Genomic DNA, 23,593 nt, shown 5'->3' with positions numbered 1-23,593 from the left:
AAGACCGGGACCCATGAACACCGGATGGCCCAAGCCGTGGCGCGGCCTCGCCTCCCTCGTGGAGCCCGGTGCGTATGGGTCCCGGATAAGCGCTTCGCGCTTTCCGGGATGACACTCAGGGGTTAGTCGCAGCGGAGCGGGGCGGGTAGACGTGTGACGCCCCGCTTGGGTCTTCCACCGTCCCGCCGTCGGCGCTCAGATAGCTTGGCCCCACCGGCGCCTTGCCGTGCCCGCCGGGGATGTCCAGCACATAGGTCGGCTGGCAGAGGCCGGAATAGTCGCCCCGCAGGGCCCGCATCAGCGTCTGGCCCTGCGCGATCGTGGTCCGCAGGTGGCCGGTGCCGGGCGCGAGGTCGCCCTGGTGCAGGTAATAGGGCTTGATCCGGGTCTCGACGAAGGCGCGCATCAGGGCGCCCAGGGTCGCGGGATCGTCATTGACCCCGCGCAGCAGCACGCTCTGGCTGACCAGGGGAATGCCCGCCTCAACGAACCGGGCGCAGGCCGCCCGCGCCGCCGGCGTCAGCTCGCGCGGATGGTTGGCGTGGATCGCCACATAGACCGCCTTGTCGGGCCGCTTCAGGGCCGCGACCAGCTCATCGGTGACCGCGCCCGGATCGACCACCGGCACGCGGGTGTGGAAGCGGACGACCTTGACATGATCGATGGCGTCCAGCCGCGCCATCAGCTCCCGAAGGCGCCGGGCCGACAGCACCAGCGGATCGCCGCCGGTGACGATGACCTCCCAGATCTCCGGCCGCGCGGCGATATAGGCGAGGGCCGCGTCCAGCTCGGCGGGCGTGAGCGCGCCCAGCCCCTGCGGCCCGACCATCTCGCGGCGGAAGCAGAACCGGCAATAGACCGCGCAGGTGTGGGTGACCTTGAGCAGCACCCGGTCGGGATAGCGGTGGACGATCCCCGCCACCGGGCTGCGCACCGCGTCGCCGATGGGATCGGCGCGCTCGTCGGGATGAACGTCCAACTCATGGATATCGGGCAGGAACTGGCGGGCGATGGGATCGTCGGCGGTCTCCACCAGTTCGGCCATGGCGGGCGTGATGGCGACCGCGTACTGGGCGGCCACGCGCTCCAGGTCGGGAAGCTGGCCCGGCGAAATCAGCTTGGCCTCGGCGAGCGCCGCCGCACTGCGCAGAGTGGTCTGATAGGTCATGGGCCGCATATGGCCCACGGGGCCGCGCCCGGCAATCAGTCGGTCGCGGCCACCGGGGTCCACAGCACCTGTTCGATCCGGCTGGCCCCGGTCGCCAGCATGACCAGCCGGTCGAAGCCGAGCGCGATTCCGCAGGCTTGCGGCATGTGCTCGAGCGCGGCCAGGAAGTCCTCGTCGATGGGATAGCGCTCGCCATAGACGCGGGCCTTCTCGTCCATTTCGACCTGGAACCTGCGCCGCTGCTCGGCGGGATCGGTGAGTTCCCCGAAGGCGTTGGCCAGCTCCACCCCGCAAGCATAGAGCTCGAAGCGCTCGGCCACCCGCGGATCGCCCGGCTTGGGCCGCGCCAGGGCGGCCTCGCAGACCGGATACTCGCAGAGGATGGTCGCCCGGCCCATGCCCAGGTTCGGCTCGATCTTCTCCACCAGCACCCGGCTGAACACGTCGGTCCAGGTGTCGTCGGCGGCCACCCGAATTCCGACCGCCGCGGCCGCCCGCGCCAAGCTATCGCGGTCCGTCGCGCCGTCCGCCCCGACACTGGCCAGTAGATCGATCCCGACGAACCGTTCAAAGGCCTCCGCCAGGGTCACGCGCTCCGGCTCGGCGAAGGGATCGGCGGTCTGGCCGCGCCAGGTCAGGGCCTTGGTCCCCGCCGTCTCGGCGGCCAGCGCCAGCAGGGCGGCGCTGTCGGCCATCAGGGCCTCATAGGTCTCGCCCGCCCGGTACCATTCCAGCAGGGTGAATTCCGGATGGTGCAGCGGCCCGCGCTCGCGATTGCGCCACACCCGGGCGAAGTCGAAGATCTTGGTCTCGCCGGCCGCCAGCAGCTTCTTGGCCGCGAATTCCGGCGAGGTGTGCAGATAGAGCGTCGAGCGCCGGCCGTCGGTGGTGATCGCCTCGGTGGCGAAGGCGTGCAGGTGAGCCTCGTTTCCGGGCGAGACCTGCAGGGCCGCGGCCTCCACCTCGGTGAAGCCGTCGGCCTCGAACCAGGCGCGCAGCTCGCGCTTGATGGCGTTGCGCGCGGTCAGGAACGGGCGGCGGTCGCGGTGGCTGTCAGGACGCCACCAGGGCGAGGGCAGGGCGGTCGGCATGAGGCTGTTTACGGTGTCGCAGGCCGCGCGCGAAGCGGGAGAGCTATGGCGATCCTGGCAAGGTTCGCTATAGGGGCGGGCAAAGCATCATCGACGCGGCGGTCGAATCCGCCGCGAACTTGAGGAAGACCGACTTGAAGGTAATCGCCAGCTCCCTGCGTAAAGGCTCCGTCGTCGACATGGACGGCAAGCTCTATGTGGTCCTCAACGCCGAGAACATCCATCCCGGCAAGGGCACGCCGGTGACCCAACTCAACATGCGGCGCATCTCCGACGGGGTGAAGGTGTCCGAACGCTACCGCACCACCGAACAGGTCGAGAAGGCCTTCGTGGACGAGCGCGACCACACCTTCCTGTACCAGGACGGCGACGGCTTCCACTTCATGAACCCGGAGAACTACGACCAGGTCACCGCCTCGGCCGAGGTGGTGGGCGACGCCGCGCCGTTCCTGCAGGAGGGCATGACCATCCAGGTGGCCACCCACAATGACGTGCCGATCTCGTTGACCCTGCCGCGCACGGTGACCCTGGAGATCGTCGAGACCGAACCGTCGGTGAAGGGCCAGACCGCCTCGTCGTCCTACAAGCCGGCGATTCTCTCGAACGGGGTGAAGACCACCGTGCCGCCCTATATCGCCGTGGGCACCCGTGTGGTGATCCTCACCGAGGACAACAGCTACCTCGAGCGCGCCAAGGACTGAGGACGAATCCCTTCTCCCCTTGCGGGAGAAGGTGGCCCCGCGAGAGCGGGGTCGGATGAGGGGTCGATAGCCCTATCGGTCTGATGTCTGAGTTACGGCTGGACCGAACGCTGGTCGGAGAGATCTGAGAGACCCCTCATCCGACCGTTCTCCAAACGGCCACCTTCTCCCGCAAGGGGAGAAGGGACGTGAGTGCCTAGCGCTTGCGGAACGTCGGGCGCGCGCCGCCGCCGACCCGGGGGCCGTCGGTCTTGTGGCGGTAGGTGATGCGGCCGCGGGTCAGGTCGTAGGGGGTCATCTCGACGATGACGCGGTCGCCGACCAGCGAACGGATGCGGTTCTTCTTCATCTTGCCCGCCGTGTAGGCGAGAATCTCGTGGTCGTTGTCGAGCTTCACGCGGAACCGGCCCTCAGGCAGCAGTTCTACGATCAGGCCGTCGAACTCGATCAGCTCTTCCTTGGCCATACGAGGCCTCCTCTCCGCCGGGACGTCCGGCGAGGTCGTGAAAAAATGAAAACGGGCCGGCGTGAGCCGGCCCGTCTGGCAGTGGCGGGCTTACGCCCGCAAAGGCCTTAGGCGGATTGCAGCTGACCAGCCGACATCTTGCCGCTGCGCTGATCGCGCTCCAGTTCGAAGGCGACGCGTTGGCCTTCGTTCAGGGTGCCCATGCCGGCGCGCTCAACGGCCGAGATGTGCACGAAAACGTCGGCGCCGCCGTCATCGGGTTGGATGAAGCCGAAGCCCTTGGTTCCGTTGAACCACTTAACAATACCGGTAGCCATGAGAAGTCCCCTTCCGGGTCTTAATATTACCTCGCGCCAAGAGCGGCCGAGGGATCAAAATTTCGGATGGGGTCGAGGGCAGGTCCGGATGTTCGAGTAAACTCGAACTGGGATAGCGGCCGAACCAAAACGATATTCGATACGGTCGTAGACCATCTACTGGGAAAAAAAGCAATTCCTTTCGGCGAACGCCGCGATCAAGCCGCCGTTATCTGGCGGAAGCGGGGCGCCGCCAGGGTTGCAGGGGTGTCTCGACCACACCGGGCGATGGCGCCTATGCCGCGAGACCGTCCGGTGAGAAGCTGCGCCATCCCAGCGGAGATCGCGCCATGAGCCTCTATGTGTTCGCCCTGTTGATCGGCGTGATCGCCGGCCTGCGCGCCATGACCGCGCCCGCCGCGGTGAGCTGGGCCGCGGCCCTGGGCTGGCTGTCGCTCGACGGCACGCCCTTGGCCTTCCTGGGCTTCAAGTACACGCCCTGGATTTTCACCGCCCTGGCCGTGGTCGAGCTGATCAGCGACCAGCTGCCCAAGACCCCCAGCCGCAAGGTCCCGGTCCAGTTCGGCGCCCGGGTCCTCATGGGCGGCCTCTGCGGCGCGGCTATCGGCGCCAGCCAGGGTCAGCTTGTCGGCGGCCTGATCGCCGGCGTCGTCGGGGCGGTGATCGGGACCCTGGGTGGCTACGAGGCCCGTTCTCGGTTGGTCAAGGCTATCGGTGGCCGGGATTTCCCCATCGCCCTGCTGGAAGACGCCGTCGCGGTCGGCGGCGCCTACCTGATCGTGACCTCGCTCGCCTGATGCCGGCCTTCGACGCCATCGTCGTCGGGGCGGGCCAGGCTGGTCCATTCCTCGCCGTGCGGCTGGCCGGCGCGGGGATGAGCGTCGCGCTCGTCGAGCGCAAGCTGTTCGGCGGCACCTGCGTCAACACCGGCTGCATGCCGACCAAGACCCTGGTGGCCAGCGCCTATGCCGCCCACCTGGCCCGCCGCGCGGCCGACTATGGCGTCGTCCTCCAGGGCGAGGTCGGTGTCGACATGGCCCGGGTGAAGGCCCGCCAGGACAAGGTGGTCACCGACGCCCGGGGAAATCTCGAGACCTGGCTGAGGGGCGCCAAGGGCGTCACGGTCTTCCAGGGCCACGCTCGATTCGAGTCGCCCACCGAGCTGCGGGTCGGCGACGACGTCCTGACCGCCCCGCGCATCTTCATCAATGTCGGCGGCCGCGCCCTGGTCCCCGACATGCCCGGGGTGAACGAGGTCGACTACCTCACCAACACCTCGATGCTGGCGCTCGATGTCCTGCCGCGCCATCTGGTGATCGTCGGCGGCAGCTATATCGGGCTGGAGTTCGCCCAGATGTACCGCCGCTTCGGCGCCCAGGTCACGGTGGTCGAGAAGGGACCCCGCCTGATCGGCCGCGAGGACGCCGACGTCTCCGACGCCATCCGCGAGATCCTGGAAGGCGAGGGGATCGCCTTCCGCCTCAAGGCCGAGTGCATCAGCTTCCGTCAGCACGGGCCCGACATCGCCGTGGGCGTCGACTGCGAGAACGGCGAACCGGAGGTGCTGGGCTCCCACGCCCTGCTGGCCGTCGGCCGCAAACCCAATACCGACGACCTCGGCCTGGACAAGGCCGGCGTCACGCTCGACCCGCGCGGCTATATCGTGGTCGACGACCAGCTCCGCACCAATGTGGAGGGGATCTGGGCCATGGGCGACTGCAACGGCAAGGGCGCCTTCACCCACACCGCATATAACGACTTCGAGATCGTCGCCGCCAACCTGCTGGACGACGACCCGCGCCGGGTCAGCGACCGTATCTCCGCCTACGCCCTCTATACCGACCCGCCGCTGGGCCGGGTGGGCATGTCGGAGACCGAGGCCAGGGCGTCGGGCCGCAAGGTCCTGGCCGGAACCCGGCCCATGAGCCGGGTCGGTCGGGCGGTGGAAAAGGGTGAGACCCAGGGCTTCATGCGCATCCTGGTCGACGCCGACAGCCGCGAGATCCTGGGCGCCTCGATCCTGGGGACCTCCGGCGACGAGGCGATCCACGCCGTCCTCGACCTGATGTACGCCAAGGCGCCCTATTCAGTGCTGCAGCGCGCCGTGCATATCCACCCGACCGTCGCCGAACTGATCCCGACAATGCTGGGCGAGCTCAAGCCGCTGTAGGACGTCGCGAGGTCGTCGTCCTTCTCCCCTTGCGGGAGAAGGTGGCCCCGCGAGAGCGGGGTCGGATGAGGGGTCGATAGTCCTATCCGTCTGAGACCTGAGTTGACGCTAGGCCGAGAGCTCACCGGAGAATTCTGAGAGACCCCTCATCCGTCGGGCTCCTCGCCCGACACCTTCTCCCGCAAGGGGAGAAGGACACACGCCGGCCTGGTTCCATGGACCAGGGCGCTTACCGCGATTTTGGAAAGAAGCAGGCGGCTCTGCGCGCCCGAAAGGTCCAATGGCTCCCCGAGCAGGACTCGAACCTGCGACAAGTCGGTTAACAGCCGACTGCTCTACCAGCTGAGCTATCGGGGATCACCTTGGAGGCGGCGATATACGTCGCGTCGGGCGGGCGCGCAAGCCATGGATATCTTGTCGCGGGCCAGCCTCAAAAAAAGAGCCCGGCCGAGGCCGGGCTTTACGAAGTCGGTGATGGTGGGGTGCCTTCCGGAGAAGACAGTGCGAGGTTCGACCAACATGGTTAAGCGAGGATTAAGACCTGCCGGGGCCTGCTCCAAAACGCCGCGTCGGAGCGGGCGGACCTTGAGGCGACGGGCCGATCTCCGCTAGTCAGGACCCACGCGACGAGCGGTCCGGGAGCAGACGGAAATGCGTATCCATTTCACGGGCATGGCCGGGGCGGGGATGAGCGCCGTTGCGCTGCTGATGCGCGACGCGGGCCACGAGGTTTCGGGTTCAGACGAGGACGTCTTCCCGCCCATGTCGACCTATGTGGAAAGCCTGGGCTTCCCCTTTCATCGGCGATTCGATGCGGCGAATCTCCCGGCCGAGCTGGACGTCCTGGTGCTGGGGACCAGCGCCAAGCTGGGCGCCGAGACCAATCCCGAGGTGATCGCCGCCCGCGCCCGCGGCGTGCGGGTCACCACCTTCGCCGAGATGCTGGGGGAGACGACGCTTGGCCGCGAGGTCACGGTGGTGGCCGGCTCCTTCGGCAAATCGAGCTGCACGGCGCTGATGGCCCACATCCTGCGCCAGGCCGGGAACGATCCGGGCTGGATGGTCGGGGCCATCTCGCCCTCTCTGCCGGAGACCGGTCATTGGGGGAGGGGCCAGGTGGTGCTGGAGGGCGACGAGTACATCGTCTCCGGCGCCGACCGCCGGTCCAAGTTCGCCCTCTACCACCCCGACCACCTGCTACTGACGTCGCTGATCCACGACCACGTCAACGTCTTCCCGACCTTCGCCGACTACGAGGCGCCCTTCCTCGAGCTGCTGCGGGGTCTGCCCATGAGCGGCCTGGCCATGCTGCAGGACCATCCGGCGATCCGCGCCGTGGCCCATCACACCAAGGCCCGGGTGGTCTGGTACGACACGGCCCCCTGTGACGGCTGGTTCAGCCGCGACGTCACGTTCGGCGAGACCACCAGCTTCGTGCTGGTGGCCCCCGACGGCCGCGAGATCGACCTGCGCACCCAGCTGCTCGGCGCTCACAATGTGGAGAACATCGTCGGCGTCGCGGCCTATCTGCTGGAGCGCGACCTGGTCAGCCCCGACCAGCTCGCCCGCGCCCTGGAGAGCTTCGGCGGCATCCGCCGCCGGCTGGACCGCCTGACCGGCGCCTCCAAGGTCCCGCTGATCGAGGGCTTCGGCTCCTCCTACGAGAAGGCTCGCTCGGCCATCGAGGCCATGCAGCTGCACTATCCAGACCGGCCGCTGATCGTGGTCTTCGAGCCCCACACCTTCTCCTGGCGCTCCCGCGACGCGCTCAGCTGGTATGACACGGTGTTCGAGGGCGCGGCCCGGGTTCTGATGATCCCGCCGCCCACCCATGGGGCGGCCAGCCATCATCAGTCCACCCATGACGAGATCGTCGCGCGGACCGCCGCCGCCGGCGTGGCGGTGCAGGCCGTGACCCTCGCCGACGACGTCATCGCCGCGCTGTCGGACCTGCGCGGCGACGAGGCTGTCCTGCTGCTCTCGTCTGGCCCTTTGCTGGGCCTGCCCGACAGCCTGCCGCCGGTGTTCGACAGGCTGTACGGCGAAGCCGTCGCCGCCTAGGCCGCGATCCGCGCGGCGATCAGCGGCTCCAGCCAGGCGCCGCGCTCGATGACGCTCATGTGGGTCGTGCCCGGCAGGACCGCGAGCTGGGCGCTGGGGATCAGCCGCTTCATCTCCGCGGCGTGCTCGATGCGGGTGAAGTCGTTGTCGCCGATGACCAGCAACGTCTTGGCGCGGATCGCGCCGAGCTGCGCCGGGGTCCAGCCCTCCCAGGAGCCCAGCATGGCGTTCAGCTTTTCCAGCACCGGGAAGAAGGTCTCAGGCTTGGGATTGTGCCTGTTGTAGTTGGCCTGCCAGGACGCGAAATCCGCCTCCGTCGGCAGCAGTGGGATGAGCTCGGCCGAAGGTTCCTTGATCTCGCCGCGCTGCAGCTTGGCCAGTTCGGGCAGCATGCCGTCGAGATTGTAGGTCGTGCCCACCGCGGTGAGGCTGGCCGCCAGGGCCGGATGGCGGATCGCCACGCCGGTCGCGATCATCCCGCCCAGGCTGTGGCCGAACAGATGGGCCTGCTTGACCCCCAGATGGTTGAGCACGCCGGCCACGTCGTCGCTCATCCGCTCGAGCTTGAACGGCCCCTCGCGGTCGCCGGTGTGTCCGTGGCCCTGCGGTTCGATGGCGATGATCGGCCAGGTCTTGGAGAACCGCGGGATGATGTCGGCGGTGAAGGCGGTGTCGATGGCCATTACCCCGCCGGGCAGCAGCACCATCGGCGTCTTGCCGCCGGTCGGCGACCCGCCGTGCAGCTCGTAATAGACGCTCAGGCCGTCGACCTCGGCGTGGCCGCCGGTTCTCGTCTTGGTTTCCATGGCAAGTCCCTTGTCGCTCATGCCAAGGCCGGAGGCCAACGACGCGCCCGCGGCCAGCATCAGCCGCCGGCTGGGACCTGGCGCAGTCGGTTTCGTCATCGGGAGTCCTCCGGTCCGGTTACATTGGAACGACGAACGATGACGTCCCGACCCGACATCAGGCCGAGAGAATAGTCTAATTCACGGCGTCGTCCCGGTCAGTGGCGCGCCGGGATGGGTTGCACATATTCGCCCCCCATGGCCTCCGCCTCTTTGAACTGCGCCCGCTTGGGCCCGAGATAGCCGAACAGGAAGGCGGCGACCTTGCGCATCTGGATCTCCTCCGAGCCCTCGGTGATCCGGTAGCGGCGGTGGTGGCGGTAGATGTGCTCGAAGGGCTTGTGGCGCGAATAGCCGATGCCCCCGTGCACCTGCATGGCCCGGTCGGCGGCCTCGCAGACCAGCCGGTTGGCCCAGTAGTTACACATGGAGACCTTGTCGGAGATCGTCCGCTCGATCTCCTTGTGCTCCATCCGGTCCATGTCCCAGGCGGTCTTGCGGATCAGCAGGCGCAGCATCTCGCACTGGGTCGCCAGCTCCACGAGTGGGAACTGGATGCCCTGGTTGTCGGACAGCGGCTTGCCGAACGGTTTGCGGGCCCGGGCGTATTTCACGCTCTCCTCGATGCAGTAGACCGCCGCCCCCAGGGACGAGGCCGCCTGGCGGATGCGGTTCTGGTGCACGAAGCTCTGCCCAAGCCCCAGTCCGCGGTCGATCTGGCCCCAATAGCTGTCCTCGGGGACCCAGACGTCGGTGAAGCTGACCCGCGGGTGGTCGGTGGGCATGTTGAAGGTCCAGAGATACTCCTCGACCTTCACGCCGGGCGTGTCGGCCGGAACGATGAAGCAGGTGATCCCCGTGGCGTCGCCGTCCTTGCCGCTGGTGCGGGCGAAGACCATCACGTGGGTCGCCACGTGCATGCCAGTGGTCCACATTTTTTCGCCGCGGATCAGCCAGCCGGGCTTGCCGTCCTTGTCCTGGCGGACGGCGGTGGTCTCCATGAAGGTGGCGTCTGAGCCGTGGTTGGGTTCGGTCAGCCCAAAGCCGGTGCGCATCTGGCCGGCCAGCAGCTTGGCGCCGTCGCGGTCGTACTGGGCGTTGGTGGCGAATTCCTTGAACATCAGGATGAAGGGGTTGTTGCCGACGATGGAGTGCTCGTTCTGCAGATCGTTGTGCAGGCCCAGCCCCTTGGCCGCCAGGTGCTCGCGGATCACCGCCATGTCGAGGTTCGAGCCGCCCTTGCCGCCCATCTCGGCGGGCCAGGCATAGCGCAGGTGCCCGGCCTCGTCGGCGAGCTTGCGGGCCTGGCCCAGCAGCTCCTCCCATTCCTTCTTCGGCAGGCCGCCGGCCTCCCAGTCGGTGCGTTCGTATTCCCGCCGATGGTCGAAGTACTTCATGTTGTCGTCCCGCTGCTCCAGCGGCTTGATCTTGGCCTCGATGAAGGCGTCCAGTTCCCCCAGGTAAGCTTCGAGTTCCGGGCTGATGCTGAAATCCACGGGTGTCTCCTCCGATACGGGCCGACGTCTTTTTGGCCGTTTACAAGCCGGCGCCGAACGCTGCAGATCATTGAATTAGATCACGACAAAGGTTCCCCGGCGTCATGGAAGACACCATTTTTTCAAGCCTTTCGCGGCTGGCCCCCCGCCTGGCCGAGGGCGGTGCGACGATCGAGGCTCTGCAGCGCCTTTCGGGGGGCGCCAGCATGGAGACCTGGGCCTTCGCCGTGGCTGGACCGCGGGGTCGCGAGGAGATGATCCTGCGCCGCAGGCCGGGCGGTCCCATCGACGAGGAGGCCTCGCGCTCCGTCTCGCTGGCCACCGAGGCGGCCCTGATCGTCGCGGCCCACGGGACCGGCGCGCCGGTGGCCCCGCTGGTCCACCTGGCCGGGCCCGATGATGGCTTGGGCGAGGCCCACATCACCCGCCGCATCGCCGGCGAGACCCTGGGCCGCAAGATCGTCACCGATCCGAAGTTCGAGGCCGTGCGCCCCAGCCTGGCGCGCCAGTGCGGGGGCATCCTGGCGCAGATCCATTCGGCCAAGGCCGACCTGCCGCTGAAGACCGTCGATTTCCTGGGCGAGCTGGACCGCTACGAGGCGGTCTACCGTCAGTCGGGCGCCGAGCGGCCGATCCTGGAGCTGGCCTTCCAGCACCTGAAGAAGCACGCCCCGCCGCCGGTCGAACCGGTGCTGCTGCATGGCGACTTCCGGAACGGCAACCTCATCGTCGACCCGGAAAAGGGCGTCGCCGCCGTGCTGGACTGGGAGCTCTCCCACTACGGCGACCCCGCCGAGGACCTGTCCTGGATCTGCGTCAATTCCTGGCGGTTCGGAAAGGCCGAGCTGCCCGTGGGCGGCTTCGGCCACTACGCCGACCTGCTGGACGGCTACGCGGCCGGCGGCGGGGCCGAGATCCCGCTTTCGCGCGTTCTCCAGTGGCAGGCCCTGGGCTCCCTCAAATGGGGGGTGATGTGCCTGATGATGTATGCCAGCTACGCCAACGGCGCCGAGTCCTCGGTCGAACGGCCGATGATCGGGCGCCGGGTCTCGGAGACCGAGATCGACCTCGTCATCCTGATGGAGAACGGCCTGTGATCGAGAACCCCCGCGCCGACGAACTGGTGGAGGCGGTGGCCCGTTGGATCGATTCCGTGCGGCCGGACCTGCCGCCCCGCGACGCCTTCCTGGCCCGGGTGGCGGCCAATGTGCTGAGCGTGGTCAAGCGCGAGCTGACCCTGGGGCCCCAGGCCGAGGCCGCCGCCACCGCGCGCCTCGCCGGCTTGCTGGGACATGAGGGTTCCCTGGCCGAACTCAACGCCGAGCTCTGCGCGAAGCTGCGCGAGGGCGCCATGGACCGCGACACACCGGGCCTGCTGGCGGCGCTCAAGGCCAACATCGTCGAGCAGATCGCCATCGACCAGCCGAACTACGCCCCCGAACCCTCCCGATGATCGCCGATCGCGCCGCCTGCGAGGCCTTGGATCGCGCCGACCCGCTGGCCGGCCGCCGGGCGTTGTTCGACCTGACCCCGGGCCAGATCTATCTCGACGGCAATTCCCTGGGCGCCCTGCCGCGCGCCGTGAAGCCGCGCCTGGACGCCGCCGTCCAGGCCGAGTGGGGCAGGGACCTGATCAAGAGCTGGAACACCGCCGACTGGATCAACCTGCCGGCGCGGGTTGGAGGGAAGATCGCGCCCCTGATCGGCGCCGCGCCCGACGAGGTGATCGCCGCCGACTCCACCTCGGTGAACATCTTCAAGCTGGCCGCGGGGGCGCTGAAGCTGCGGCCGGGCCGCAAGGTGATCGTCACCGAGCCCGGCAACTTCCCCACCGACCTCTATATCCTGCAGGGCCTGCGCGACCTCATGGGCGACGTGGAGCTGCGGGTGGTCGAGCCGGCCGGCCTCAAGGCCGCGCTCACCGACGACGTGGCCCTGCTGCTGCTGACCCACGTCCACTACAAGACCGGCCGGATCCACGACATGGCGGGGCTCACAACCAAGGCGCATGCGGCCGGCGCCCTGGCGCTCTGGGACCTCAGCCACTCCGCCGGGGCGCTCGCGGTCGACTTGAACGGGTGCGGGGCCGATCTGGCCGTGGGCTGCGGCTACAAGTACCTGAACGGCGGCCCTGGCGCGCCGGCCTTCCTGTTCGTCGCCAAGCGCCTGCAGGCCGATTTCCAGTCGCCGCTGACCGGCTGGATGGGCCACGCGGCGCCCTTCGCCTTCGGCGACGACTACGCCCCGGCCAAGGGCGTCCTGCGCGGCCTCTGTGGCACGCCCCCGGTCCTCGCCCTGACCGCCCTGGAGGCGGCCTTGACGGTGTTCGACGGCGTCGACATGGCCGATATCCGCGCCAAGTCCATGGCGCTGGGCGACCTCTTCCTCGACCTGGCGCTCGCCCGCTGTCCGGAGTTCGGCGTGGGCTGTTCCCGCGACGCGATCCAGCGCGGCAGCCAGGTGGCGCTGACCCATCCCCAAGGCTATCCGATCATGCAGGCCCTGATCCATCGCGGCGTGATCGGCGACTTCCGCGCCCCCGACGTCCTGCGCTTCGGCTTCACCCCGCTCTATGTCGGCTACGCCGATGTCTGGGACGCGGTGGAGGTCCTGGCTGACATCATGGCCAAAGAGCAGTGGCGCGAAGCGCGGTTCCATGAGATCGCGGCGGTGACATGAGCGACAAACTCCATACCCCGCCGCCGATGAGCTACGGCGACTATCTGGGCCTCGACACCCTGCTGTCGGCCCAGCGCCCACGTTCGTCCGAGCACGACGAGCTGCTGTTCATCATCATCCACCAGGCCTCGGAGCTCTGGCTGAAGCTCTCGATCCACGAGCTTTCGGCCGCCCGCCAGCACATCCGCGACGACGACCTGGGCCCGGCCTTCAAGATGATCTCCCGGGTCAGCCGCATCCAGGGCCAGCTCATCCAGTCCTGGGACGTGCTGGGCACCATGACCCCCAGCGACTACCACGCGCTACGCCCGCACCTGGGCCAGAGCTCGGGCTTCCAGTCCTTCCAGTACCGGATGCTGGAGTTCCTGATGGGGGCCAAGGACGCCGGCATGCTCCGCGTCCACGAGGGGACCGAGGTCCACGCCCTGCTGGCCGAGGCGCTCGCCGCCCCCAGCCTCTATGACGAGTGCGTCCATCTGCTGGCCCGGCGGGGGTTCGACCTGCCGGCCGAGCTGCTGGAGCGCGACCTGCGCGAGCCCCACGCCGAGCATCCGGCTGTCGAGGCGGCCTGGATCGCCGTCTATCGCGACCCCGAGCGCTATTGGGACCTCTACGAACTGGCCGAGAAGCTGGTCGACCTGGAATTCCGCTTCCAGCAATGGCGCTTCGCCCATCTGAAGACCGTCGAACGCATCATCGGCTTCAAGCAGGGCACCGGCGGCAGCGCCGGCGCGGCCTACCTGGCCAAGGCCCTGGAGGGATCGTTCTTCCCGGAACTGTTCAAGGTGCGGACGGCGCTCTGAGCATGATCGACGCGCTCCTCGCCCGGATGATCAAGGTCGGCGACCTCACCGTGCGTCTGCCCGGCGGGACGACCAAGCGAGCCGGCGACGGGACGGGGAGTCCCGTCACGATCCGCTTCACCGGCCGGGGCGTGCGGCGGACCGTGGCCAATCCCAGCCTGGGCCTGGCCGAGGCCTATATGGACGGCGACCTGGTCATCGAGCAGGGGACCCTGTGGGACCTGCTGGAGCTCGTCGGCAAGGGCGGCAGCCGGGGACTCAAGGGCCGCGGCTCGTGGCTCAAGCGCACGCGACGGGCGGTGAAGCGCAAGATCCAGCAGGCCAATGACCGGACCGCCGCGCGCCGCAACGTCGCCCACCACTACGACCTGTCCAACGACCTCTACCGGCGCTTCCTCGACGCCGACATGCAGTATTCCTGCGCCTATTTCGCCCGGCCCGACATGACGCTGGAAGAGGCCCAGGCGGCCAAGAAGGCGCATATCGCGGCCAAGCTTCGGATCGCGCCGGGCATGAGCGTCCTCGACATCGGGTCTGGCTGGGGCGGCATGGGCATGACGCTGGCCCGCGACCACGGCGCCCAGGTGACCGGCGTCACCCTGTCGGTCGAGCAGCTTGAGCTGGCGCGGGCTCGCGCCCTGGAGGCCGGCCTCGCCGAGAAGGTCGTCTTCGAACTGAAGGACTATCGCGACCTAGACCGGCCCTTCGACCGCATCGTCTCGGTGGGCATGCTGGAGCATGTGGGCGAGCCGCATTTCCGCGAGTATTTCGAGACCGTCAAACGCCTGCTGGCCGATGACGGGAGCGCGGTGATCCACGCCATCGGGCGAGCCGGTGGCCCTGGCCTGACCAACGCCTTCACCCACAAGTACATCTTCCCCGGCGGCTATATCCCGGGCCTGTCGGAGATCGTCTCGGCGGTCGAGGATGCGGGCCTGTGGATCACCGACATCGAGATCCTGCGCCTGCACTATGCCGAGACCCTGAAGAACTGGCGGCTGCGGTTCCTGGCCGATCCGGAGATCCCCGCCCTCTATGACGCGCGCTTCCGCCGCATGTGGGAGTTCTACCTGGCCTCGGCGGAGATGGGCTTCCGCTACGGCGGGCACATGGTCTTCCAGATCCAGCTCGCCAGGCGAGTCGACGCCGTGCCGATCACGCGGGACTATATGCGCGCCTAAGCGGCGACCGCCGCCGCCCAGCCTTTGGGCGCCGGGACGCCAATCCACCGTCCAGATCCAAATCTAATGAAATAGCGATTGTCCGCCCGGTGTGGTCCTCTGCTCCCTGCGTCCCATTGCAGAGCGGGTGGGGATATTATGGATCGTGGATTGTTGGCCGCCGGGTTGGGCGTTTCGCGCCGGTCGTTTCTGGAGGGCCTCGGCGGGGTGGGCGGATCCAGCCTGCTGCTGGCCGGGATGAGCGCGCTCGGGTTCGGGATCGCCTCGGCCCAGGCCGCGCCGCCAGTCCTGTCGGGCGGCGGCGGCAAGAAGGTCGCCGTGCTGGGGGCGGGCGTCGCCGGCCTCACCGCGGCCTATGAACTCTCCAGGGCGGGCTACGACGTCACGGTCATCGAGGCCCGCGACTTCGCCGGCGGCCGCTGCCAGACGGCGCGCAAGGGCTTCAAGCTGACCGAGCTGGGCGGCGAGACCCAGGTCTGCGATTTCGATGACGGGAACTACATCAACCACGGGCCCTGGCGGATCCCCTATCACCACCAGTCGACCCTGCATTACACCAAGGAATTCAACATTCCGCTGGAGGTCTTCGTCAATGACAACGACGCCTCCTACCTGATGTTCGGGCACGGAACGGGGCCGCTGGCGGGCAAGCCGATCCGCAAGGGCCACGTGGCCGCCGACATCCGCGGCGGGGCCGCCGAGATCCTCGCCAAATCGATCAAGCAGGGCGCGCTCGACCAGCAGATGACCGCCGAGGATCGCGAGCAGTTCCTGGCCTACGTGGTCCAGGAGGGCTACCTGACCAAGGATCTGGCCTATAAGGGCACGGAGGGGCGCGGTTTCGACCTGCCGCCCGGCCCGCTGATGAATCCTGGTCCTGGCAAGCCGTCCACTCCCAACAGCTTCACCGATGTCTTGCACTCCGGGGCATGGCGCACCCTGGCCTCGGTGAGCAGCTGGGAGCAGCAGCGGACCATGTTCCAGCCGGTCGGCGGCATGGATCGGATCGCCAAGGGCTTCGAGGGCGCCATCGGCCAGCTGATCAAGTACTCGACCCAGGTGAAGAGCCTGAAGCAGAACCCGAAGGGGGTGGAGATCGCCTTCGTCGACGGCGACGGCAAGGCCGGGACCCTGAAGGCCGACTACTGCATCTGCACCATCCCGCTCTCGGTCCTGCGCCAGTTGGACGTCCAGGTCTCCAAGCCCTTCAAGGAGGCGATCGGCGCGGTCTCCTACGCCCTGGTCGGCAAGATCGGCCTGCAGATGAAGCGGCGGTTCTGGGAAGAGGACCATCACATCTACGGCGGCCACGTCTATTTCGACGACCCCGAGATCAACTCCATGACCCTGCCGTCCACTGGCTTCCAGGGCCGTAAGGGGGTGCTGTTGGGCTACTACAATTTCGGCGCCCAGGCCGCGAAGGTCAGCGCGCTCTCGCCCGCCGAGCGCCGCGCCCTGGCTGGCCGGGCCGGCGATCGGGTGTTCCCCGGCTATTCCGACAACATCGACAGCGCCTTCTCCGCCTCCTGGCACTTGATCGAGCACAATCTGGGCGGTTGGGCCCAGTGGAGCGACGAGGCGCGGGCCAGCGCCTATCCGATCCTCTGCGAGCCCGACGGGCGGCTCTACCTGGCCGGCGAGCACATGAGCTACATGACCGGCTGGCAGGCCGGCGGGATCGAGAGCGCCTGGCAGCAGATCGCCAAGCTGCACGCCCGGGCGCACGCGGCGTGAGGGGAGCCATGCGTGTCGTTCCGGCGCTCGCGCTTGTCGCCGCGAGCCTCTGCGCCAAGCCGGCCGCCGCCGCCGACGGCGCCAGCCTCTACAAGGACAACTGCGCCGCCTGCCATCGTCCGACCGGTCAGGGGATACCCGGCGCCTTCCCGGCGCTGGCCGGCAGCAAGTTCGTGCAGGGCGATGCCAAGGAGCCGATCGGCCGGGTGCTGCACGGACGGGGCGGCATGCCGTCCTTCCAGGACGAACTGACCGACCTGCAGATCGCGACGATCCTCAGCTATGTGCGCGTGTCCTGGGGCAATAAGGGCAAGCCCATCAACCCGACCCAGGTCACCGCTCTGCGCGGGGGCGGCAAGCGCGAGAACGCCAAGGCCGTGCTGCAGGCGCACTGAACCCGGCCGGGGCTATCCGTCGTTAAGCGTCGGCACGCGGAGCCCCGCGTCCCGCAACAGGGCGCCGGTGGCCAGGCCGCAGATTTCGGCGCCGTGGACCATGGCCCTCGCATTGGCCTCGATCAGGTCGGCCGGCGTCCGCACGCCCGGCAGCTCGGCCAGGTATTCCAGCCAGATGTCGCAGCCGCACTTCCAGAGCTCGAAGCCCTCTTGAAGGGCTCGTCCAGCAAGGGCGGCTGCGTGGTCGGTCTCGGTCGTTGGAAATGGCATAGGGCTGCTCCGGGGCGCTTCGCCACTAAGACAACCCGCGGGTCAGCGGCTTTGATCCCGCTCAAATCGCGTGACCGATCCTGGCGGCGACAGCGGCGCGGCCTGGAGCCGCAACCGTCTGGGATGTCGTTGGGAAGAATTATTGGAGGCCTGACCGAGAATCGAACTCGGGTGCACGGATTTGCAGTCCGCTGCGTAACCACTCCGCCATCAGGCCGCCGCCGGTTGTTCGCCGGAGAGGGCGGATCGCTAACAGAACGTCCCGCCGGGGGCAATCTCTGCCGCAAGCGTGTTGCGTTACGGTTAAGCGCGGACCCGTCGCATTGCCTTCGCCGAGGGCGGCGACCTATAAGCGCACTTCGAATTCAACCCGCCAGGAATCGTCCGAGGACCCATGGCCGCAGATTTCGCCGCCGCACGGCTGAACATGGTCGAGAGCCAGGTTCGCACCAACGACGTCACCGACGTGCGGATCCATGACGCCATGCGCGCCATCCCCCGCGAGCAGTTCGCGCCGGACAAGGCCTTCCAGGCCTATACCGACGCCGACCTGCCCTATGCGCCGGGCCGCTACCTGTTGCGCCCGCGTGAGGTTTCCAAGCTGCTCCAGGCCCTGAAGCCCAAGGCCGGCGAACGGGTCCTGGCCATCGCCGCGCCCTATGCCGGCGCGGTGCTGGAAGCCATGGGCCTGAACGTCGAGCATCTCGACGGCGCCGACCTCACCGCCGTCGCGGGCGCGAACTACGACATCGTCGTGGTCGAGGGCGCGGTGACCAAGGCCCCCGAGGCCTGGACCCTGGCCCTGGCCCTGGGCGGCCGCCTGGGCGTGATCGAGCGCGAAAACGTCACCGCAAAGGCCGCCTTGTACGTCCGCGCCGAGGACGGCGTGGGTCGCCGGACCCTCTTCGACGCCATGGCCCCGTTCCTCGAAGGCTTTGAACCGCAACATGGTTTCGCCTTCTAACCAGGTTGTGAAACACACCCGAAACCTTGGCGTGAAAAAAGCTTAAGGTCGCGGCCTCTAGTCCGCGACGGTTTCGCCGGTCATATAGGGCGCGGTCTCTCTACGCCGTTTCGGGGATAAGCATGTTCAATAGTCGTCGCGGAGCTTTGCTCGCCGCGGTCTGTGTCGCGGGCCTTGGCTGCGCTGCCCCCGCCTTCGCCGAAACCTTGGCCGAGGCCATCGCGCTCGCCTACGACTCCAACCCGACCCTGCAGGCCCAGCGCGCCTCGCAGCGGGCGCTGGACGAAAGCTACGTCCAGGCGCGCACGGGCTACCGGCCGACGCTCTCGGCCAGCGTCCAGGGCAACTATGAAGAAAACCGGACGCCGGGCGGCCGCCTGGTCAACGGCGTGCGGGTGTTCGGGCCGATCGAGGGCAATTCCGGCTCGGCCGGTTTCACCCTGTCCCAGCCGCTCTACACCGGCGGACGCACCGCCGCGGCGGTCTCCGCCGCCGAGGCCGACATCCTGACCGGTCGCGAGAACCTGCGCCGGGTCGAGTCCCAGGTGCTGGCCAATGTCATCACCGCCTATGTCGACACCCGCCGCGACATCGAGGCCCTGCGCATCCGCCAGGAGAACGTCCGCGTCCTGGAGCGCCAGCTCGAGGAATCCAAGGCCCGCTTCGACGTGGGCGAGATCACCCGCACCGATGTCGCCCAGTCCGAGGCCCGCCTGGCCGCCGCCCAGTTCCAGCTTTCCCAGGCCCAGTCCCAGCTCGCCATCAGCCGCGCCAACTACGCCGCCGTGGTCGGCCAGAATCCCGGCGACCTGGCGCCCGAGCCCTCGCTCGGGGCCCTGCTGCCGACCGACGTCGCCCAGGCCTTCGACGCGGCGGAGACGTCCAGCCCGCAGATCCGCGGCGCCGAATACGCCCAGCAGGCCAGCCGCGCGCGCCTGGCCGGCGCCCGCGCCGAACGCATGCCCAGTCTCGCCTTGCGCGGCACTGTCGGCTGGAACGGCCAGGCCGATCCGCTCGAGACCGAGGACTATGCCCGCAATATCCAGGGCTCGGCCGTGCTCACCGTGCCGCTGTTCACCGGCGGCCTGACCAATTCGCGGGTTCGCGCCCAGATCGAGCGCAACAACGCCGACCGAATCGGCGTCGAGACCGCCCGCCGCACGGTGCTGCAGGGACTGACCCAGTCCTGGAGCCAGCTCATCGCCGCCCGCGCCAATATCGGCTCCAGCGACGAGCAGGTCCGCGCCGCGCGCATCGCCGCCGAAGGCACCCGCCAGGAGCAGCAGGTCGGCCTGCGCACCACCCTCGACGTGCTGAACGCCGAGCAGGAGCTGCGCGCCGCCGAGCTGGCCCAGGTCAGCGCCCGCCGCGACGAGTATGTGGCCGCCACCAATGTCCTGGCCCAGATGGGCCGGTTGGAGGCGCCGAACCTCACCCCGGCTGTCACCCGCTACGATCCGAAGACCAACTTCTCCAAGCTCCGCTTCACCTGGGGTTGGGTGCCCTGGGAGGAGCCGATCGCCATCGTGGACGGCGTACTGACGCCCAAGCCGGCGGAAAAGCCCATGGAAGCCGCGCCGACCGCGCCGAAGTAAGCGGCCATTCGCCGCAAGACTTCGCCTGACAGGCGAATACTCGCTTGCGAAGCTTGGCGGAAATTGCAGGATCACACGCACGCGCCTACCGTGACGCGTACGGATTCTTTCATCGCTCCAGCGACGGCCCAGCATATGTCCGACACGACTTCGCAAGAACCGACGATGGAGGAGATCCTGGCCTCCATCCGGCGCATCATCTCCGAGGATGACGCACCCGCCGATGGGGCCGCGCCGGCCGAGGAAGAGGCCGAGCCCGAGCCCGCTCCGGAAGCCGCCTTGCCGGAGCCGGAGCCGGAGCCGGCGGAGCCCGAGGATGACGGCGTCCTCGAGCTGACCGAGAAGGTCGGCGATCTCGACGTCTACACCCCGGGCGCGGCCGAGCCGGAGCCCGAACCCGAGCCGCTGGCGGCCTATGAGCCCGAGCCGGAACCTGAGCCGGCCTATGAGCCGCCGCCGGTGTCGCCCGGCGAAGGTCTGGTCGGCGACATCGCCGCGGCCGCCGCGGCCTCGGCCTTCGGAAGGCTCTCGAAAACCATCCAGATGCCGGCCGAGGGCCGCACCTTGGAAGACGTCGTACGCGAACTGCTGCGGCCCATGCTCAAGCAATGGCTGGACGACAACCTGCCGCAGATCGTCCAGGCGACGGTGGACCAGGAAGTCGAGCGCATCGCCCGCGGGCGGTAGGGCGCCCGCCCAAATCTGGCAGACCCAATCCAATCCGCCCTCTCCGGGAAAACCGGGGAGGGCGGTTTTGACTCATCCCGCTTCCGCTGGCCGGAGCGAAAATGTAAGCACGCCCTCGCAATGCTTGAAAAAAACTTCGATCCCAAGACCGCCGAACCGCGCCTCTACGCCGCCTGGGAGGCCTCGGGCGCGTTCGCGCCGACCTCCGATCCGGCCGCCGAGCCGTTCTCGATCGTCATCCCGCCGCCGAACGTCACCGGTTCGCTGCACATCGGCCATGCGCTGAACAACACCCTGCAGGACGTGCTGACCCGCTTCGAGCGGATGCGCGGCAAGGCGGCCCTGTGGCTGCCCGGGACCGACCACGCCGGCATCGCCACCCAGATGGTGGTGGAGCGCCAGCTCGCCGAGGCCGGCAACCGCTCGCGCCGCGACATGGGCCGCGAGGAGTTCGTCGCCAAGGTCTGGGAATGGAAAGCCGAGAGCGGCGGGACCATCACCAACCAGCTGCGCCGCCTGGGCGCCTCCTGCGACTGGAGCCGTGAGCGCTTCACGCTGGACGAGGGCCTCTCGGCCGCGGTGCGCAAGGTGTTCGTCACCCTGCACAAGCAGAAGCTGATCTACCGCGACAAGCGGCTGGTGAACTGGGATCCGCACTTCCAGACCGCCATTTCCGACATCGAGGTCGAGCAGCGCGAGGTCGAGGGGGCCTATTACCACTTCGCCTATCCGCTGGAGGACGGCTCCGGCGAGGTCGTGGTGGCCACCACCCGGCCCGAGACCATGCTGGGCGACACCGCCGTGGCGGTGAACGCCAAGGACCCGCGCTACGCTCACCTGATCGGCCGGGCCGTGCGTCTGCCGATCGTCAACCGGCCGATCCCGATCATCGCCGACGACTACGCCGATCCCGAAAAGGGGTCCGGCGCGGTGAAGATCACCCCGGCCCACGACTTCAACGACTATCAGGTCGGCAAGCGCAACAACCTGCCGCTGATCAACATCTTCGACCCCCAGGCGCGGATCAACGAGAACGCGCCCAAGGAGTATCTGGGCCTGGACCGCTTCGCCGCCCGCAAAAAGGTGGTGGCCGAGTTCGAGGCCCTGGGCCTGCTGCGCGAGATCGAGAAGACCCGCCACGCCGTGCCGCATGGCGACCGCTCCGGCGTGGTCATCGAACCCTACCTGACCGACCAGTGGTACGTCGACGCCAAGACCCTGGCCCAGCCGGCCATCAAGGCGGTGGAGGAGGGGCGCACGGTCCTCGAGCCCAAGAACTGGGAGAAGACCTACTTCGAGTGGATGCGGAACATCGAGCCTTGGTGCGTCAGCCGCCAGCTCTGGTGGGGCCACCGCATCCCGGCCTGGTACGGGCCGGACGGCAAGATATTCGTCGAGGAGACCGAGGAGGCCGCCAAGGCCGCCGCGCGCGAGCACTACGGCCACGACGAGCCCCTGCGCCAGGACGAGGACGTCCTCGACACCTGGTTCTCATCGGGGCTGTGGCCGTTCTCCACCCTGGGCTGGCCGGACAAGACCGCCGACCTTGAGCGGTTCTACCCGACCCACACCCTGGTGACCGGCTTCGACATCATTTTCTACTGGGTCGCCCGGATGATGATGCTGGGCATCCATTTCACCGGCGAGGTCCCGTTCAAGCGGGTGTTCTTCAACGCCCTGGTGCGCGACGCCAAGGGCGCCAAGATGTCCAAGTCCAAGGGCAATGTCATGGACCCGCTGGAGCTGGTCGACAGCTACGGCGCCGACGCCCTGCGCTTCACGCTGACGGCCATGTCGGGCCAGGCGCGCGACATCAAGCTCTCGACCCAGCGTATTGAAGGTTATCGCAATTTCGGCACGAAGCTGTGGAACGCCACCCGCTTCACCCAGATGAACGGCTGCGCCCGCGCCGAGGGTTTCGACCCGGCCAAGGTCACGGGCGTGCTCAACCGCTGGATCGTCGGCGAAACCGCCCGCGCGGCCCAGACGGTGACCGCGGCCCTGGAGGGCTGCGGCTTCGACGAGGCCACCAACGGCCTCTACCGGTTCATCTGGAACACCTATTGCGACTGGTATGTCGAACTCGCCAAGCCGCTGCTGAACGGCGCCGACGAGGCGGCCAAGGCCGAGACCCAGGCGACCGCCGCCTGGGTGCTGGACGTGATCCTCAAGCTGCTGCACCCGGTCATGCCCTACATCACCGAGGAGCTCTGGAACCAGACCGCCGACCTGGGCGCCCCGCGCGCCGAGGGCATGCTGATCACCGCCCAATGGCCGGTCCTGCCGTCCAGCCTGATCGACGCCGCCGCCGACGCCGAGATCGGCCTGGTCATCGCCTCGGTCAGCGAGGGCCGCTCGGTCCGCGCCGAGCTCAACGTCCCGCCCAGCGCCAAGCCCGCCCTGCTGGTGGTCGAGGCCACGCCCGCCCAGCGCCAGGTCTTCGAGACCAACGCCGCGGTGATCGCCCAGACCCTTAGGATCTCCGAGGTCCGCTTCGAGGAGGCCATCCCCGAGGGCGCCATCCCCTTCGTGGTGGATGGGGCCACCTTGGCCCTGCCGGTGGCGCAGTTCATCGACCTGGCCGCCGAGCGGGCGCGCCTGGCCAAGGAGATCGCCACCCACGCCTCAGACATCGCCCACGTGAACAAGAAGCTGGGCAACCCGGCCTTCGTGGCCAACGCCAAGGAAGAGGTGGTCGAGGAGAACCGCGAGCGCCTCGCGGAGTCCGAAGCCGCCAAGGCCAAGCTGGAAGGCGCCCTGTCGAGGCTGGAAGCGGCGGGCTGAGCCTTTTCCCTCGCCTTTATGGGGAGGGCAGACCGCGGAGCGGTCGGGGGTGGGGTAACCTGCCGCTTGGCGCGGATGCTGGACCTCCCCACCCTGGTCGCTGCGCGACCGGTCCCTCCCCATAAAGGGGAGGGAAAAGGTTCAAACAGGTGTTTGCACCTGACGCTAGGTTATGCCAGTTCACCT

The 23,593-nt window shown here is 68.2% G+C and carries 22 protein-coding genes and 2 tRNA genes; 15 read left to right on the top strand and 9 right to left on the bottom strand.

Annotated elements, in window-relative coordinates:
- Positions 1-115 precede the first annotated feature (115 nt).
- Together V6M51_RS21985 and epmA are read right to left on the bottom strand one after the other, a co-directional pair.
- Entirely contained in the window at positions 116-1,168 is a 1,053-nt protein-coding gene (locus tag V6M51_RS21985; protein WP_332770373.1) for a lysine-2,3-aminomutase-like protein, read from the bottom strand.
- 35 nt (positions 1,169-1,203) lie between these two features.
- A complete protein-coding gene (gene epmA / locus V6M51_RS21980) occupies positions 1,204-2,259 on the bottom strand; it encodes an EF-P lysine aminoacylase EpmA (protein WP_332770372.1) in 1,056 nt (351 codons plus the stop codon).
- A 134-nt stretch (positions 2,260-2,393) separates the two neighbouring features.
- On the opposite strand from epmA, the gene efp reads away from it, so the two are divergent.
- A complete protein-coding gene (efp, locus tag V6M51_RS21975) occupies positions 2,394-2,960 on the top strand; it encodes an elongation factor P (protein WP_254833602.1) in 567 nt (188 codons plus the stop codon).
- 196 nt (positions 2,961-3,156) lie between these two features.
- On the opposite strand, the gene infA is transcribed toward efp, so the two are convergent.
- Both infA and V6M51_RS21965 read right to left on the bottom strand, forming a co-directional pair.
- On the bottom strand, positions 3,157-3,426 hold the full coding sequence (gene infA, locus V6M51_RS21970; protein ID WP_254833601.1) for a translation initiation factor IF-1: 270 nt from the start codon (positions 3,424-3,426) through the stop codon (positions 3,157-3,159).
- 107 nt (positions 3,427-3,533) lie between these two features.
- Positions 3,534-3,743 (bottom strand): cold-shock protein, encoded by a 210-nt coding sequence (locus V6M51_RS21965; protein ID WP_254833600.1) that lies wholly within the window; start codon positions 3,741-3,743, stop codon positions 3,534-3,536.
- Positions 3,744-4,072: 329 nt separating this feature from the next.
- Here V6M51_RS21965 and V6M51_RS21960 point away from each other — a divergent pair, with 329 nt between their 5' ends.
- Positions 4,073-4,540 carry a DUF4126 family protein gene (locus tag V6M51_RS21960; RefSeq protein ID WP_332770371.1) on the top strand — a complete coding sequence of 156 codons (468 nt, stop codon included), beginning with the start codon at positions 4,073-4,075 and terminating at the stop codon, positions 4,538-4,540.
- Entirely contained in the window at positions 4,540-5,913 is a 1,374-nt protein-coding gene (locus tag V6M51_RS21955) for an FAD-containing oxidoreductase (RefSeq protein WP_332770370.1), read from the top strand. Before V6M51_RS21960 ends, V6M51_RS21955 begins: the two co-directional genes overlap by 1 nt.
- Before the next feature lie 281 nt (positions 5,914-6,194).
- Here V6M51_RS21955 and V6M51_RS21950 read toward each other — a convergent pair.
- Positions 6,195-6,270, bottom strand: a tRNA-Asn gene (locus V6M51_RS21950).
- A 294-nt stretch (positions 6,271-6,564) separates the two neighbouring features.
- Between V6M51_RS21950 and V6M51_RS21945 the strand changes: the two genes are divergently transcribed.
- Entirely contained in the window at positions 6,565-7,974 is a 1,410-nt protein-coding gene (locus tag V6M51_RS21945; RefSeq protein ID WP_332770369.1) for a Mur ligase family protein, read from the top strand.
- On the opposite strand, the gene V6M51_RS21940 is transcribed toward V6M51_RS21945, so the two are convergent.
- Together V6M51_RS21940 and V6M51_RS21935 are read right to left on the bottom strand one after the other, a co-directional pair.
- A complete protein-coding gene (locus V6M51_RS21940; protein WP_332770368.1) occupies positions 7,971-8,879 on the bottom strand; it encodes an alpha/beta fold hydrolase in 909 nt (302 codons plus the stop codon). The genes V6M51_RS21945 and V6M51_RS21940 overlap by 4 nt on opposite strands.
- A 98-nt stretch (positions 8,880-8,977) precedes the next feature.
- Entirely contained in the window at positions 8,978-10,315 is a 1,338-nt protein-coding gene (locus tag V6M51_RS21935) for an acyl-CoA dehydrogenase family protein (RefSeq protein WP_332770367.1), read from the bottom strand.
- A 104-nt stretch (positions 10,316-10,419) separates the two neighbouring features.
- Between V6M51_RS21935 and V6M51_RS21930 the strand changes: the two genes are divergently transcribed.
- The 7 genes from V6M51_RS21930 to V6M51_RS21900 all read left to right on the top strand — a co-directional run bounded on the left by V6M51_RS21930 (position 10,420) and on the right by V6M51_RS21900 (position 17,107).
- Entirely contained in the window at positions 10,420-11,412 is a 993-nt protein-coding gene (locus tag V6M51_RS21930) for a phosphotransferase family protein (protein ID WP_332770366.1), read from the top strand.
- Positions 11,409-11,768, top strand: a complete 360-nt coding sequence (locus V6M51_RS21925) for a DUF6285 domain-containing protein (RefSeq protein WP_332770365.1) — start codon at positions 11,409-11,411, stop codon at positions 11,766-11,768. The genes V6M51_RS21930 and V6M51_RS21925 overlap by 4 nt, the downstream gene beginning before the upstream one ends.
- The gene (gene kynU / locus V6M51_RS21920; protein ID WP_332770364.1) at positions 11,765-12,994 is read left to right on the top strand and encodes a kynureninase; all 1,230 of its coding nucleotides are present in this window, start codon (positions 11,765-11,767) and stop codon (positions 12,992-12,994) included. Before V6M51_RS21925 ends, kynU begins: the two co-directional genes overlap by 4 nt.
- Positions 12,991-13,797 (top strand): tryptophan 2,3-dioxygenase, encoded by an 807-nt coding sequence (gene kynA / locus V6M51_RS21915; RefSeq protein WP_332770363.1) that lies wholly within the window; start codon positions 12,991-12,993, stop codon positions 13,795-13,797. The genes kynU and kynA overlap by 4 nt, the downstream gene beginning before the upstream one ends.
- Before the next feature lie 2 nt (positions 13,798-13,799).
- The gene (locus tag V6M51_RS21910; protein ID WP_332770362.1) at positions 13,800-14,978 is read left to right on the top strand and encodes a cyclopropane-fatty-acyl-phospholipid synthase family protein; all 1,179 of its coding nucleotides are present in this window, start codon (positions 13,800-13,802) and stop codon (positions 14,976-14,978) included.
- A 138-nt stretch (positions 14,979-15,116) separates the two neighbouring features.
- Positions 15,117-16,712, top strand: coding sequence for a flavin monoamine oxidase family protein (locus tag V6M51_RS21905; RefSeq protein ID WP_332770361.1), 1,596 nt, complete (start codon positions 15,117-15,119; stop codon positions 16,710-16,712).
- An 8-nt stretch (positions 16,713-16,720) separates the two neighbouring features.
- Entirely contained in the window at positions 16,721-17,107 is a 387-nt protein-coding gene (locus V6M51_RS21900; RefSeq protein WP_332770360.1) for a c-type cytochrome, read from the top strand.
- Positions 17,108-17,119: 12 nt separating this feature from the next.
- Here the strand turns inward: V6M51_RS21900 and V6M51_RS21895 are convergent, their stop codons facing one another.
- Positions 17,120-17,377 carry a hypothetical protein gene (locus V6M51_RS21895; protein ID WP_332770359.1) on the bottom strand — a complete coding sequence of 86 codons (258 nt, stop codon included), beginning with the start codon at positions 17,375-17,377 and terminating at the stop codon, positions 17,120-17,122.
- A gap of 143 nt (positions 17,378-17,520) precedes the next feature.
- Positions 17,521-17,594, bottom strand: a tRNA-Cys gene (locus V6M51_RS21890).
- 177 nt (positions 17,595-17,771) lie between these two features.
- Between V6M51_RS21890 and V6M51_RS21885 the strand changes: the two genes are divergently transcribed.
- The 4 genes from V6M51_RS21885 (at position 17,772) to V6M51_RS21870 (ending at position 23,407) form a co-directional block, all read left to right on the top strand.
- Positions 17,772-18,341, top strand: coding sequence for a protein-L-isoaspartate O-methyltransferase family protein (locus tag V6M51_RS21885; RefSeq protein ID WP_332770358.1), 570 nt, complete (start codon positions 17,772-17,774; stop codon positions 18,339-18,341).
- A 122-nt stretch (positions 18,342-18,463) separates the two neighbouring features.
- On the top strand, positions 18,464-19,936 hold the full coding sequence (locus V6M51_RS21880; protein WP_332770357.1) for a TolC family outer membrane protein: 1,473 nt from the start codon (positions 18,464-18,466) through the stop codon (positions 19,934-19,936).
- Positions 19,937-20,071: 135 nt separating this feature from the next.
- Entirely contained in the window at positions 20,072-20,623 is a 552-nt protein-coding gene (locus V6M51_RS21875; RefSeq protein WP_332770356.1) for a DUF2497 domain-containing protein, read from the top strand.
- A gap of 120 nt (positions 20,624-20,743) precedes the next feature.
- Complete coding sequence (locus V6M51_RS21870; RefSeq protein WP_332770355.1) at positions 20,744-23,407, top strand: valine--tRNA ligase; 2,664 nt, start codon at positions 20,744-20,746, stop codon at positions 23,405-23,407.
- Positions 23,408-23,593: the final 186 nt, after the last annotated feature.

The sequence above is a fragment of the Phenylobacterium sp. genome (assembly GCF_036677185.1).
In the GTDB taxonomy this organism is placed as follows: Bacteria; Pseudomonadota; Alphaproteobacteria; order Caulobacterales; family Caulobacteraceae; genus Phenylobacterium.
Note: the sequence above shows the minus strand (reverse complement) of the source record. Positions and strands in the feature narration are given on the sequence as shown.

Bases quoted from the DNA above. Each gene is read 5' to 3' on its own strand.
- V6M51_RS21955 (WP_332770370.1), top strand. From the start codon at position 4,540: ATGCCGGCCTTCGACGCCATCGTCGTCGGGGCGGGCCAGGCTGGTCCA.
- kynU (WP_332770364.1), top strand. From the start codon at position 11,765: ATGATCGCCGATCGCGCCGCCTGCGAGGCCTTGGATCGCGCCGACCCG.
- V6M51_RS21960 (WP_332770371.1), top strand. From the start codon at position 4,073: ATGAGCCTCTATGTGTTCGCCCTGTTGATCGGCGTGATCGCCGGCCTG.
- V6M51_RS21940 (WP_332770368.1), bottom strand. From the start codon at position 8,879: ATGACGAAACCGACTGCGCCAGGTCCCAGCCGGCGGCTGATGCTGGCC.
- V6M51_RS21910 (WP_332770362.1), top strand. From the start codon at position 13,800: ATGATCGACGCGCTCCTCGCCCGGATGATCAAGGTCGGCGACCTCACC.
- infA (WP_254833601.1), bottom strand. From the start codon at position 3,426: ATGGCCAAGGAAGAGCTGATCGAGTTCGACGGCCTGATCGTAGAACTG.
- V6M51_RS21965 (WP_254833600.1), bottom strand. From the start codon at position 3,743: ATGGCTACCGGTATTGTTAAGTGGTTCAACGGAACCAAGGGCTTCGGC.
- V6M51_RS21905 (WP_332770361.1), top strand. From the start codon at position 15,117: ATGGATCGTGGATTGTTGGCCGCCGGGTTGGGCGTTTCGCGCCGGTCG.
- V6M51_RS21870 (WP_332770355.1), top strand. From the start codon at position 20,744: ATGCTTGAAAAAAACTTCGATCCCAAGACCGCCGAACCGCGCCTCTAC.
- V6M51_RS21895 (WP_332770359.1), bottom strand. From the start codon at position 17,377: ATGCCATTTCCAACGACCGAGACCGACCACGCAGCCGCCCTTGCTGGA.
- kynA (WP_332770363.1), top strand. From the start codon at position 12,991: ATGAGCGACAAACTCCATACCCCGCCGCCGATGAGCTACGGCGACTAT.
- V6M51_RS21875 (WP_332770356.1), top strand. From the start codon at position 20,072: ATGTCCGACACGACTTCGCAAGAACCGACGATGGAGGAGATCCTGGCC.
- V6M51_RS21985 (WP_332770373.1), bottom strand. From the start codon at position 1,168: ATGACCTATCAGACCACTCTGCGCAGTGCGGCGGCGCTCGCCGAGGCC.
- V6M51_RS21880 (WP_332770357.1), top strand. From the start codon at position 18,464: ATGTTCAATAGTCGTCGCGGAGCTTTGCTCGCCGCGGTCTGTGTCGCG.
- V6M51_RS21930 (WP_332770366.1), top strand. From the start codon at position 10,420: ATGGAAGACACCATTTTTTCAAGCCTTTCGCGGCTGGCCCCCCGCCTG.
- V6M51_RS21885 (WP_332770358.1), top strand. From the start codon at position 17,772: ATGGCCGCAGATTTCGCCGCCGCACGGCTGAACATGGTCGAGAGCCAG.
- V6M51_RS21900 (WP_332770360.1), top strand. From the start codon at position 16,721: ATGCGTGTCGTTCCGGCGCTCGCGCTTGTCGCCGCGAGCCTCTGCGCC.
- epmA (WP_332770372.1), bottom strand. From the start codon at position 2,259: ATGCCGACCGCCCTGCCCTCGCCCTGGTGGCGTCCTGACAGCCACCGC.
- V6M51_RS21945 (WP_332770369.1), top strand. From the start codon at position 6,565: ATGCGTATCCATTTCACGGGCATGGCCGGGGCGGGGATGAGCGCCGTT.